The organism is Caballeronia sp. (genome assembly GCF_049581465.1).
Lineage (GTDB): Bacteria > Pseudomonadota > Gammaproteobacteria > Burkholderiales > Burkholderiaceae > Caballeronia.
The window spans coordinates 1-11,893 of record NZ_JBAUSA010000189.1 but is presented as its reverse complement, the minus strand read 5'-3'; the positions used below and the strand labels follow the sequence as shown (position 1 = coordinate 11,893).

Here is an 11,893-nt window from a genome sequence, read left to right as displayed (position 1 = left end):
TTTCAATTATCGTTAGTACAATAATTGCATGAAAATCGTCTACGATAGCGCGAAGCGCGATAAGACGCTGATGGAACGGGGATTGGACTTTGCGCTGGCGGCGGACCTGTTTTCGGGTTTGACGCTTACGCAGCCGGACACGCGCGTTGACTACGGAGAGACGCGCTACATGACCGCCGGTTGGCTCACCGGTCGCATGGTCGTCGTGGTCTGGACTCCGCGCGGCGCGGACCGCCGCATCATCAGCATGAGGAACGCAAATGAACGCGAATGTAAAAAACTTGCCCCGCACCTGGGTTGATCCCGACGACGCACCCGAGATTACCGATGACTGGATCGCCGGCGCGGAGTTGCGTGATGGCGAGAAGGTGGTGAGGCGCGGGCGACCGGTCGGTAGTTCGAAGACGCCGACGACGGTGCGGCTGGATAACGACGTGCTCGAAGCGTTTCGCGCGACGGGACCGCGCTGGCAGTCGCGGTTGAATGCGGCGTTGGCGGATTGGCTAAAGACGCATTCGCCCGATGAGCTGGTTTTGCAGAAGTGAAGGGGTTTTGCCAGCGCGTGAGCCCATGGTTGACGAACACGGTGAAGTTCGCGAACTCGTTGCTGCCGATATCGATAATTTCAAACGCCGCGACGCGACGCTGGCGACCGAGTCAAACGGGGGCTAATCTGAAGGTGGAATGTCCCCAGTGATCGGGAGAGCGTGATGCCATCAGACCCTGCCACAAACCCTGCCGTGCAACCCGCGACGCCAGATAAGCCGCTCCCCGCTTCGGGGCCGCAGACCGAACCGCTTGGTCCAGACGCAGATAAAGAAGAACCGGCGCCGCATGAGCGACCGCCCGTCCGCTCAGACGACAACTGACTTTTGTCGCAGCCCGCACCGCTTTGAGAGCCCGAATCAAGCAATATCAAATCGCCAATTCGGGCGCCAACCCGTATCGACGATTTACTAGAATGGGTTTAACGACCCTAAATGAAGTTTGTTTATCGCCGTGGAAAAACAATCTTCGGAGGTGTCATCGTGAAGTATCTAATCCCAGTAATCATTGTCTCGGCGGTCTTCGGCGTGTCCATCGCTTCCTTTGCGCAGAATCAACCCATGACGCGTGCGCAAGTGCGCGCGGAACTCGTCCAACTTGAAAAGGCCGGTTACCACCCGTCGGCCGTGAATCGTTCCAAGTACCCGTCCGACATCCAGGCTGCAGAAGCGCGCGTGGCCGCGCAAAACGGAGCCGCCGGTTATGGTCCGGCGGTCAGCGGATCGTCGCAGTAGGGACGCCTTTGATTCCGATCGATTCTATTTGAGGTTTTTGCCAGAAGCCTTGCGGGGCAAGGGTTAGCGAGATGCGATGGATTGCTGTTGCAGGGTAGGGGCTGGCGGAAGCGGTGAGATTCGAACTCACGGACGAGTCACCCCGTCGCTAGTTTTCAAGACTAGTGCCTTAAACCGCTCGGCCACGCTTCCAGCAAGGCGCGTATTGTAGCGCAACTTTTCCGGCGTTGAGGAGGCGAATGCCATCATCCGCCCAGCGACTTTGTTGCGCGCAACGCTGGGAAAAAGCGCATCCACAGCAGGGCCACGGCAATCGTCCCCACGCCGCCGATCAAGACCGCAGGAACCGCGCCAAACAATCCCGCCGTCATGCCCGATTCAAACTCACCGAGCTGATTCGACGTGCCGATAAACAGCGAATTGATCGCGCCGACACGCCCGCGCATAGTGTCGGGCGTCTGCAACTGGACGAGCGATGTGCGCACGACGACGCTGATTACATCGGACGCACCTAGCGCGGCAAGTGCAAGCAGCGAAACATAGATATTGCGCGACACGCCGAACACGATCGTTGCAATCCCGAACGCAATAACGCCGCCGAACAATGCCGCCCCCGCGCGACGGCGCAATGGAAAATGCGCCAGATAGATCGATCCGGCCAATGCCCCGACGGCGGGCGCGGCGCGCAACACGCCAAGCGCCCACGGCCCGGCGTGAAGGATATCGCGGGCGAAAACGGGCAACAACGCCGTCGCACCGCCGAGCAGGACGGCGAACAAATCCAGCGACAACGCACCCAGGATCACCGGCTTGCTGCGAATAAATGCGATTCCCGAAAACAACGATTCGATCGTCAACGGCGTGCGCATCCGCACCGCCTGTTCGATCCTGATCGACGCGAGTGCCAACGCCGCACCGGCGAATGCAACCGACACCACGCCGTACACCAGGAGCGCGCCGAGCCCGTACAGCAACCCTCCCATTGCAGGGCCGAGTATCTGCGCGGTCTGGTTCGCCGACGTGGACCAGGCGGTCGCGAATTGCAATTGCGCTCGCGGGATCAGGTTGGGCAGGAGCGCGGCCATCGAAGGCGATTCGAATGCGCGCGCCGCGCCCCCGATCGCGGCCAGCGTGTAGATCAACCCGACGCTCGTCGCGTCGCGCCAGGTCGCGATGCACAACGTCAACGCCGCTGCGCCCTGGATCGCCTGGCACACGAGCGCGATCGTGCGCCGGTCGTATCGATCCGCGACATGGCCGACCACGAGCGTGAGCACGAACATCGGCAGGAACTGGGCGAGGCCGACGAGTCCGAGCGCGAACGCGCTATGCGTGATCGAATAAATCTGCCAGCCGATCGCGACCGACATCATCTGGAATGCTATCGACGACATCACCCGCGCGCTCCAGAACAGCGCAAACGGACGATGACGCATGACGGAGCCGCCGGGCGGTGCCGGCGAAAACGCGCTGACCTCGGGGTCGATCACCTATCGCCCTTCAAGAACAGCGCTTGCAGGTCGTTGAGGAAATCCTGACCGCGAGGCGTGGGCGCTATGCGCTCCGTATCGCGCGTGATCAAGCCGCGTTTTTCCGCTTCCACGAGCGCCGGTTCGATGGCGGACATGGCAAGCCCGGTTCGCTCGTTGAACGAGTGGACCGGAAATCCTTCGACCAGCCGCAACGTGTTCAACATGAATTCGAACGGCAGATCGCGCGGCCCGACTTCGGTTTCTTCCTGGATCGCAGCGCCTGCGAGCGCTTCGTCCATATAAGTGGTCGGATGCTTGTAGCGCACCTGCCGCACGATTTTTTGCGGAAACGACAACTTCGTATGTGCTCCGGCGCCAATGCCCAGGTAGTCACCGAAACGCCAGTAGTTCAGGTTGTGCCGGCTCTTCCGATGAGGCTGCGCATAGGCGGAAACCTCATACCGCTCATAGCCGGCCGCACGCGTGCGCTCATGCAGGAAGTCCTGCATGTCGGCGGAAGCGTCGTCGTCGGGAACGGGCGGCGGATACTTTGCAAACAGCGTATTCGGTTCGAGCGTCAGGTGATACAGCGATAGATGCGGCGGCGCGAAGCTGATCGCGGTCTCGACATCCGCGCGGCATTCATCGAGCGTCTGCCGGGGCAGCGCGAACATCAGATCCAGATTGAAGTTATCGAAATTCCTCGCCGCGATTTCCACGGCCTGGCGCGCCTGCGTTGCGTCGTGAATCCGGCCGAGCGCCTTCAAATGCGTTTCGTTAAAGCTTTGGATTCCTATCGATAAACGGTTCACACCACTCGCCCGGAACTGAGCAAATTTCGCCGCTTCGAACGTGCCGGGATTCGCTTCGAGCGTGATCTCGGCGTCGGCATCGAGGGGCAGCAGCATGCGCACGTCGGAGAGCAACCGGTCCAGTCCCTTGGCCGACAACAGGCTCGGTGTCCCCCCACCGATAAATATCGTATGCACCTGCCGGCCCCAGACCAGCGGCAGCGCGCGTTCGAGATCGGCACGCAGCGCATCGAGATAGCGGTCCTCGGGAAATGCGTCGCCCTTCCACTCGTGCGAATTGAAATCGCAATACGGGCACTTGCGCACGCACCATGGGAAGTGCACATAAAGCGATAGCGGCGGCAGCGACGTCAGGCGGATCTTTCCCGGCGACGTGAACGCTTTCACCACGTTGATAGCTTGCGGACCGTTTGAGCTTCCCGTCACAATGTTTCCTTGATGCGAGCGAGCAGCGCACGCAGCGCAATTGCCCGATGGCTATGGGCGTTCTTGATCGCGGGATCGAGTTCGGCAGCCGTTTTTCCCATCGATGGCACGAGAAAATGCGCGTCATAGCCAAAGCCGTTCGCGCCGCGCGCATCGTCGATTACTTCGCCGTGCCAACGGCCTTCCGCGATCAGCGGTTCGGGGTCCGCAGCGTGACGAACGAGCACGAGCACCGAGAAGAAGTACGCGCGGCGATCGCTGACCTGCGCAAGATCGGCGACGAGTCGCGCGTTGTTCGCGGCGTCGCTTTTCTCGCCGCCGGCGAGCTGCGCATAGCGTGCCGAATACACGCCGGGCGCGCCACGCAACGCACGAACGCAGAGGCCGGAGTCATCGGCGAGCGCGGGTAGTCCCGTTGCCTGCGACGCATGCCGCGCCTTCGCGAGCGCATTTTCGACGAAGGTGGCGTGCGGTTCCTCGGCCTCGGTCACACCAAGTTCGCCTTGCGTGACGAGTTCGATGCCGGCGGCCCCGAGCAACGCGGCGAACTCGCGCAACTTACCGGCATTATTCGACGCGAGCACCACGCGCTTCAAGGCTGAATCAGACACCGAGCAACTCCAACGCGGCCTTTTGCTTCGCGATCAACGTTTCGATACCGCTTTGCGCCAGGGCGAGCAGCGAGTCCATTTCGCTTCGCGTGAACGGCACGCCTTCGGCCGTTCCCTGAACTTCCACGAAGCCACCCGCGCCCGTCATCACCACGTTCATGTCCGTGTCGCATTGCGAATCTTCGTCATAGTCGAGATCGAGGACCGGGTGGCCCGCATACACGCCGACGGAAATCGCCGCAACGAATTGGTTGATTGGGGACTCCGCGATCTTGCCGGCCGCGAGCAGCTTCGACACCGCGTCGTGGGCCGCGACGAACGCGCCCGTAATGCTCGCCGTGCGCGTGCCGCCATCGGCCTGGATCACGTCGCAATCGATATGCAGCGTCCGTGCACCCAGCTTGTTGAGATCGAAGACCGAGCGCAGCGCGCGTCCGATCAGGCGCTGGATTTCCTGCGTGCGCCCGGTTTGCTTGCCGCGCGCAGCTTCGCGATCGCTGCGCGTGTGGGTCGCGCGCGGCAACATGCCGTATTCGGCGGTGAGCCAGCCTTGGTCGCGGCCGCGCAGGAATTCAGGCACGCGCTCGGCGACGCTCGCGGTGCAGATCACCTTGGTATGGCCGAATTCAATCAGCACGGAGCCTTCCGCATGCTTCGTGTAGTGGCGCGTGATGCGCACGTCGCGCAACTGATCCGCGAGGCGGCCGCTTGGACGGGCAAGCGAGGCGGACGGATTCAAGGTGGAGTCGGTCATGGAGGGCGCAATGGTGGGGGAGTTCGGGGGCGCGGCCGTTAAGCGCTTTCTACAACGCAGGACGCTGGAAAGACCGTAAAGGACGATAAGGCCGGCGCCTAAGGCCGCAATTTTATCCGTATTCGGGATGGACGTCTGTCGGGGCTTTGACGCGAGGTATCGCCGGGAGCGCGGTCCAACAGACGTTATCGGCAAAAATGGGATAATGCGTGCTTCCTCGCCCGGCCACAATTGCGTGCCACTTTGAGCAGCTTCGCGCCGGGCGCATCGAAGCGAACTGGCTGTTGCGGTGTATCGCTCACGCGATTTTCATGCGCACGGCTTCAATCACGAGACGCGACAATGATCTACAGCATGACAGGCTACGCCAGCGCGACGCGCGAAGTGGCGTCGGACGGCACGGGCGCCAATGGTTCGGGCGTGGGGGTATCGGTGGAATTGCGCACGGTCAATTCGCGCTTCCTCGACATGAATTTCCGCATGCCTGAAGACGTCCGCGCGTGTGAGGCGCAGTTGCGCGAAATGCTGATGAACAAGCTGTCGCGCGGCAAGGTCGACATCCGCATCAACCTGAATCGCGCCGAACAAACTACGATCGGCGGCGCGCTGAATCGCGATGCGCTGGCGCAGCTCGCCGCGCTCGAACGCTCGGTGCTGGCTATTTTCCCCGATGCCGAACGCATGCGCACCGGCGAAATCCTGCGCTGGCCGGGCATTTTGTCGGAGAGCGGGGTATCGGCGGAAACCTTGCGGGAAGCCGTGCTGGCATGCGGCAAGCAGGCAATCGCCGAATTGATCGATGTCCGCGCGCGCGAAGGCGCGGCGCTGGGCACCGTGCTGATCGCGGCCGTGACGGAGATGGAAGCGATCGTCGCGCGCATCACGCCGCTCGTGCCGGAACTGATTGCGAAGCATCAGCAGAAAATTGTCGAACGGCTGGGCGAAGCGCTCGGCCTGGTCGCGCCCGAGGGCACGCAAACCAGCATTCCGCGCGAGGAAATCGCTGAACGGATTCGCCAGGAAGTGACCATATACGGTATTCGTATTGATATCGCCGAAGAATTGCAGCGCCTCACCGCGCATCTGACGGAAACGCGTCACGTGCTGCAAAAGGGCGGAAAAGTGGGCAAGCGGCTCGATTTCATGATGCAGGAGCTGAACCGCGAAGCGAACACGCTGGGCTCGAAGGCAGCAGCAAAGGAACTCGCCGATTCGTCGATGGCGCTCAAGCTGCTCATCGAACAAATGCGCGAGCAAGTGCAGAACCTGGAGTAATGCATTGATGAGCGAAACTAATCAAACGAAGCGCAACACTTATGCCGGCGTTTATCCTGGCAATTTGTTCATGGTCGTGGCGCCTTCGGGCGCGGGCAAGTCCACGCTTGTCAACGCGCTCCTCGCGCAAGACGAAGCGATCCGCCTGTCCGTCTCGTACACCACGCGCGACCCGCGCCCGGGCGAGGAAAACGGCGTGCAATATCATTTCGCTTCCGTCGATGACTTCATGGCGCGTCACGCGGCCGGCGAGTTCCTCGAAAGCGCGGAAGTGCACGGCAATTACTACGCAACGTCGCGCGTGTGGATTGAAGAGCAGATGAAGAGCGGCCACGATGTGCTGCTTGAAATCGACTGGCAAGGCGCGCAACAGGTCAAGAAGCGCTTTCGCAATGCGGTGGAGATTTTCATCCTGCCGCCGTCGCTGGATGCGCTCGAAGATCGCCTGAAAAAGCGCGGCCAGGATGCGCCTAATGTGATCGTGCGGCGCTTGCTGGCAGCCGGCAGCGAAATGGCGCACGCGCCCGAAGCGGAATACGTTTTGATCAACGAGAATTTCGAACGCGCACTCGCTGAGTTGCAATGCCTGGTCGCTGCCACGCGGCTGCGTTTCGGATCGCAGTATGCCCGCTATACACAGCTCTTCGTGGAGCTGGGCATACACTCGCCGCACGCCGAGTGAACGGGCTTTCCGGTCACATAAGGTAGAATGAAGAACATATCGAGAAGGAATCAACCATGGCCCGCATCACCGTCGAAGACTGTCTGAAACTGATCCCGAACCGCTTCGAGCTCGCGCTCGCAGCAACGTACCGCGCGCGTCAGCTCGCTCAAGGCCATACGCCAAAGCTCGAAAGCAGTCGCGACAAACCGACTGTCGTCGCGCTGCGCGAGATCGCGGCAGGGCTTGTCGGCGTCGAGATGCTCAAGAAAGTGCCGGTTTGAAGCTTTTCGTACTGGCTCGTTAATTCCGCCGCAACCGCACGATCAACTGCACGGCAACTAAACGATTAACCACGGAGACGACCTTGAATCCTGTTCCATCGTCCGTCTCCGTGGGTTCGGACAACGACCTCGTACCGACGGACCCCCACGCGCACGACCCCGACGGAGATTCGCCGTCGGACGCACGCAAGTACATCGACGCAGTCCTCGAACAGTCGTTTCGCCATCTGTTCGGGCCGACTGCAACGCCGGAAAAGCCGCGTCGCCATGACGTCGTTTCCATTGCGAAACTGACGGGTGCGCTCAGCTATCTCTCGCCGGAAGAAATCAAGCAGGTCAAGGCTGCGTTCCACTTCAGCGATGAAGCCCACCTCGGGCAATATCGGCAGAGTGGCGAGCCGTACATCACCCATCCGGTCGCGGTCGCGGAGATCTGCGCCACCTGGAAGCTCGACGATCAATCGATCATGGCGGCGTTGCTGCATGACGTGATCGAAGATCAGGGCGTGACAAAGACCGAAATCGCGGAACGCTTTGGCCCCAAGGTCGCGGAACTTGTTGACGGGTTATCGAAACTCGACAAGATGGAGTTCCGCAATCGCGAGGAAGCGCAGGCGGAGAATTTCCGCAAGATGCTTCTCGCCATGGCGCGCGACGTGCGAGTCATTCTCGTCAAGCTGGCGGACCGGCTGCACAACATGCGCACGCTGGGTGCAGTGCCGCCGGAAAAGCGCCGTCGCGTGGCGCGCGAGACCATCGACATTTATGCGCCGATCGCGCATAGGCTCGGGCTGAACAACACCTATCGCGAATTGCAGGATCTGAGCTTCGCGAACTTCAATCCCCATAGGTACGCCACGCTTGAGCGAGCGGTAAAAGCCGCGCGTGGGAACCGGCGTGAGGTGGTGGGCAAGATCCTGGAAGCGGTGCAACGCACGATCGCAGACGCCAAGATCACGGCGGACGTGACCGGTCGCGAGAAGACCATCTTCAGCATCTACAAGAAGATGCGTGACAAGCAGTTGTCGTTTTCGCAAGTGCTCGACGTCTACGGTTTCCGCGTGGTGCTGGATACCGCGCTGGAGTGCTATACGTGCATCGGCGCGCTGCATGCGCTCTATAAACCGGTTCCGGGCAAGTTCAAGGACTACATCGCGATTCCAAAGGTCAACGGCTATCAGTCGTTGCATACCACGCTGGTCGGTCCGTTTGGCGCGCCGATCGAGTTCCAGATCCGTACGCGCAAGATGCACGAGATCGCCGAAGCGGGCGTGGCCGCGCACTGGCTGTACAAGAATGGCGGCGCGGACCTGAACGATGTCCAAATGCGTGCGCATCAATGGTTGAAGTCGCTGCTCGACATTCAGAGCGAAGCAGGGGACTCCAGCGAATTCCTGGAACACGTCAAGATCGACCTGTTCCCCGACGCCGTCTATGTATTCACGCCGAAATCGAAGATCATGCCGCTGCCGCGCGGCGCGACGGCACTCGATTTCGCTTATTCGATCCACAGCGACCTGGGCAATCAGTGCGTCGCGGTGAAGATCAATAACGAGTTGCTGCCGCTGCGGACCGAGTTGAAGAGCGGCGATATCGTGGAAGTAATCACGGCGCCGTATTCCAAACCGAATCCCGCGTGGCTCGGCTTTGTGCGTACTGGCAAGGCGCGTTCGGCCATTCGTCATTACCTGAAGACCATGCGGCTCAACGAGTCGGTGCAACTGGGCGAACGGCTTGTCGATCAAAGTTTGAAGGGCTACGGCCTGGCACTTTCCGAAGTGACGCCGGAAGTCTGGGAACGGCTCGTGCAGTGGACGGGAAACAAGAGCCGTCAGGAAATCTTCGCGGATATCGGCCTGGGCCGGCGCGTGGCTGCCGTCATGGCGAAGCGTATCGAAGTGCTCATGACTGGCCGCGACGACGATTCTCCGCGCGAAAGCTTTACTACGAACACGGCGCCGCCCGTCGTGATCACCGGCACTGAAGGCATGTCGGTGCAATTGTCCGCTTGCTGCCGCCCGATTCCCGGCGACAACATCATGGGCTATATCGGCATCGGGCTTGGCATGGCGATCCACACCACGGAATGCCGCGTCGCGCAGCGAATTCACAAGCGCGATCCGGGCCGTTGGATCGACGTGGCGTGGGCGCCGCAGCCTGGTCGTCTCTTCGATGTCTCAATCAAGGTGCTCGTCAACAACACGAAGGGCGTGTTTGCCCGCGTGGCCGCCGACATCACTTCCGCCGATGCCAACATCGTCCACATCGCCATGGACGAGGACGTCACGCAGGAATCCACGGTGTTGCGCTTCGTTATCCAGGTCAGTGACCGCGTGCACTTGGCGAACGTCATGCGGCGGGTACGGACGAATCCTGACGTGATGCGCATTGCGCGCGAGCGGCCGAGTGACGAGCCGCATCATCGCAATTCCGAAGGTGGCATGCGGATCGATCGCGAACGCGGCGATTACTGATCCACCCGCTGGCGACCATTCGCTGGAACGCGTGCGGCGTGCCTGTACAGCATCTACGCGTACATGGAGGGCACAAATGAAAACATCAGGACTGGATGGCGCCGAACTCGATTATTGGGTCGCGCGCGGCTTGCACGACTTCATCCGCGAAATTCATTTCACCGACGGCGGCCAAACGCTTGCCATTCGCGGCAACGATCGAGGGCGCGCGTGGGACGGCCGGTTCCTGCCGTCTACGTCGTGGGAAGCGGCATCGGTCGTGCTTGAGCGCGCATGCCGGCTCGAAATGAAGGACCACGGGCGCGGCGAAGTCGTGTGCAAAGCTGTCTTTGGTTCGGCAGGCGCAGCCGTTGAGGGGCGCGGCCCGTCGTTGCGCATAGCGCTGCTGCGCGCCTTCGTGCAGCATGCGTTTGGAAAACATGTCGACGACGAATTTCCTCGCCGATCACAATTGTTGCTTGGCGGACGGGCGGAGACCCTCGGTGAGGGCAGAGGGGCGGCCTCGGCGGTCGATGCGCCGACGCCGGGCGGGCGTATCGGCGATATCGGCTCAGCGGCGCGGCAGTGAGCCCGCAGTGGGGTTGATGGCGCGCTTCAACGAGGCTCGATACAACCTCAATACAACATAACGCTGCGGCCCAATACAAAAAGGGCCTTCCGATTTGGAAGGCCCTCTTAAAAGTGGTGCGGCTGGCAGGATTCGAACCCACGACCCCTTGGTTCGTAGCCAAGTACTCTATCCATCTGAGCTACAGCCGCACATGAAACGATGACGCTGAAAACGCTATTTTACTTCGAACTAATGTACTTCAAATAAGTGGTGCGGCTGGCAGGATTCGAACCCACGACCCCTTGGTTCGTAGCCAAGTACTCTATCCATCTGAGCTACAGCCGCACGCAGACCGAGAGTATAGCCAAGCTCTCCCAAAAAAGGAAGGGTTTCTCCCTGATTTGTGTAATGTCGATGACCTTCGTGTTACCTTGTACTGGAGCTATCTCGCTAATGTTTACGTCATTTTGAGCGGTTTGCACCATGAACAAAGCCTTTGTCAAAGAATCGGACGAGGACGACGAAGACGTCGACCTCGAACAGCCGGCGGGCGTTCCTGCCGGCACGAAAAACTACATCACGCCGGCCGGGCATCAGCGACTGCGCGACGAGTTGCTGCACCTGCTTGACGTCGAGCGGCCTGACGTCGTCAAGTTGCTGTCCTGGGCGGCATCCAATGGGGACCGATCGGAGAATGGCGATTACATCTACGGCAAGCGGCGGCTGAGGGAAATTGACCGGAGAATTCGCTTTCTGACCAAGCGGCTGGACAAGGCAGAAGTCGTGGACAGCAGCCGCCAGGAAAACGTCGACCAGGTGTTTTTCGGTGCGACGGTGGATTACGCGGGCGATGACGGGGAGCCGCACACGGTGCGGATCGTGGGTGTCGACGAGGTGAATCTCGACGTTGGGCACGTAAGCTGGATTTCACCCATCGCACGGGCGTTGCTGAAGGCCAAGGTCGGAGATACGGTCACGCTGCACACCCCAGCCGGTCTGCAACAAATCGATATTCTCGACGTGCGCTATCCGGCGAAAACCTGAAACGCCGACGAGAACCTGAAACGCATGCAAGTGTGTTCCAACGAAAAAAGCCACCCGGAGGTGGCTTTTTTTACATCGGTGAAATCTTCAAGCAGATTTAGAAGCGGTGACGAATGCCAACCGTTGCCGAAACCTGATTCGGGGTCGACGACATGCCAACACCGTTGATCGGAGCACCGATACCCGAGTCGCCCAGGTCGATTGCGTGAACGTATTCGCCTTGCAGGTACACGTCCGTGCGCTTCGACAG

Annotated in this window: 13 protein-coding genes and 3 tRNA genes; 9 read left to right on the top strand and 7 right to left on the bottom strand. The window is 60.6% G+C overall.

Annotation, left to right across the window (positions count from 1 at the left end):
• Positions 1–28: 28 nt before the first annotated feature.
• The 3 genes from WCA53_RS04775 (at position 29) to WCA53_RS04765 (ending at position 1,280) form a co-directional block, all read left to right on the top strand.
• Complete coding sequence (locus WCA53_RS04775) at positions 29–301, top strand: BrnT family toxin (RefSeq protein ID WP_423906148.1); 273 nt, start codon at positions 29–31, stop codon at positions 299–301.
• The gene (locus WCA53_RS04770; protein WP_423906144.1) at positions 261–545 is read left to right on the top strand and encodes a BrnA antitoxin family protein; all 285 of its coding nucleotides are present in this window, start codon (positions 261–263) and stop codon (positions 543–545) included. The genes WCA53_RS04775 and WCA53_RS04770 overlap by 41 nt, the downstream gene beginning before the upstream one ends.
• Positions 546–1,028: 483 nt before the next feature.
• Complete coding sequence (locus tag WCA53_RS04765; protein ID WP_423906140.1) at positions 1,029–1,280, top strand: DUF4148 domain-containing protein; 252 nt, start codon at positions 1,029–1,031, stop codon at positions 1,278–1,280.
• Between the two features lie 102 nt (positions 1,281–1,382).
• Here WCA53_RS04765 and WCA53_RS04760 read toward each other — a convergent pair.
• From WCA53_RS04760 to rph, 5 genes are all read right to left on the bottom strand, one after another.
• A tRNA-Ser gene (locus WCA53_RS04760) sits at positions 1,383–1,472 on the bottom strand.
• A gap of 53 nt (positions 1,473–1,525) precedes the next feature.
• Positions 1,526–2,716, bottom strand: coding sequence for an MFS transporter (locus tag WCA53_RS04755; protein WP_423906154.1), 1,191 nt, complete (start codon positions 2,714–2,716; stop codon positions 1,526–1,528).
• 50 nt (positions 2,717–2,766) lie between these two features.
• The gene (gene hemW / locus WCA53_RS04750) at positions 2,767–3,990 is read right to left on the bottom strand and encodes a radical SAM family heme chaperone HemW (RefSeq protein WP_423906137.1); all 1,224 of its coding nucleotides are present in this window, start codon (positions 3,988–3,990) and stop codon (positions 2,767–2,769) included.
• Entirely contained in the window at positions 3,987–4,601 is a 615-nt protein-coding gene (gene rdgB / locus WCA53_RS04745) for an RdgB/HAM1 family non-canonical purine NTP pyrophosphatase (RefSeq protein ID WP_423906134.1), read from the bottom strand. The genes hemW and rdgB overlap by 4 nt, the downstream gene beginning before the upstream one ends.
• Complete coding sequence (rph, locus tag WCA53_RS04740) at positions 4,594–5,355, bottom strand: ribonuclease PH (protein ID WP_423906131.1); 762 nt, start codon at positions 5,353–5,355, stop codon at positions 4,594–4,596. The genes rdgB and rph overlap by 8 nt, the downstream gene beginning before the upstream one ends.
• Before the next feature lie 342 nt (positions 5,356–5,697).
• On the opposite strand from rph, the gene WCA53_RS04735 reads away from it, so the two are divergent.
• From WCA53_RS04735 to WCA53_RS04715, 5 genes are all read left to right on the top strand, one after another.
• Positions 5,698–6,630, top strand: a complete 933-nt coding sequence (locus WCA53_RS04735; RefSeq protein WP_423906127.1) for a YicC/YloC family endoribonuclease — start codon at positions 5,698–5,700, stop codon at positions 6,628–6,630.
• A 7-nt stretch (positions 6,631–6,637) separates the two neighbouring features.
• Positions 6,638–7,312 carry a guanylate kinase gene (gmk, locus tag WCA53_RS04730; protein WP_423906122.1) on the top strand — a complete coding sequence of 225 codons (675 nt, stop codon included), beginning with the start codon at positions 6,638–6,640 and terminating at the stop codon, positions 7,310–7,312.
• Between the two features lie 56 nt (positions 7,313–7,368).
• Positions 7,369–7,575: a DNA-directed RNA polymerase subunit omega gene (rpoZ, locus tag WCA53_RS04725; RefSeq protein WP_423906119.1), complete on the top strand. Its 207-nt coding sequence runs from the start codon at positions 7,369–7,371 to the stop codon at positions 7,573–7,575.
• Positions 7,576–7,685: 110 nt separating this feature from the next.
• On the top strand, positions 7,686–10,049 hold the full coding sequence (locus tag WCA53_RS04720; protein ID WP_423906151.1) for a RelA/SpoT family protein: 2,364 nt from the start codon (positions 7,686–7,688) through the stop codon (positions 10,047–10,049).
• A gap of 76 nt (positions 10,050–10,125) precedes the next feature.
• Positions 10,126–10,617 carry a phage protein NinX family protein gene (locus WCA53_RS04715; protein WP_423906116.1) on the top strand — a complete coding sequence of 164 codons (492 nt, stop codon included), beginning with the start codon at positions 10,126–10,128 and terminating at the stop codon, positions 10,615–10,617.
• Positions 10,618–10,731: 114 nt separating this feature from the next.
• Here the strand turns inward: WCA53_RS04715 and WCA53_RS04710 are convergent.
• Both WCA53_RS04710 and WCA53_RS04705 read right to left on the bottom strand, forming a co-directional pair.
• Positions 10,732–10,808, bottom strand: a tRNA-Arg gene (locus WCA53_RS04710).
• Positions 10,809–10,867: 59 nt separating this feature from the next.
• Positions 10,868–10,944 (bottom strand) — tRNA-Arg (locus WCA53_RS04705).
• A 138-nt stretch (positions 10,945–11,082) separates the two neighbouring features.
• On the opposite strand from WCA53_RS04705, the gene greB reads away from it, so the two are divergent.
• A complete protein-coding gene (gene greB / locus WCA53_RS04700) occupies positions 11,083–11,643 on the top strand; it encodes a transcription elongation factor GreB (protein WP_423906113.1) in 561 nt (186 codons plus the stop codon).
• Positions 11,644–11,893 lie beyond the last annotated feature (250 nt).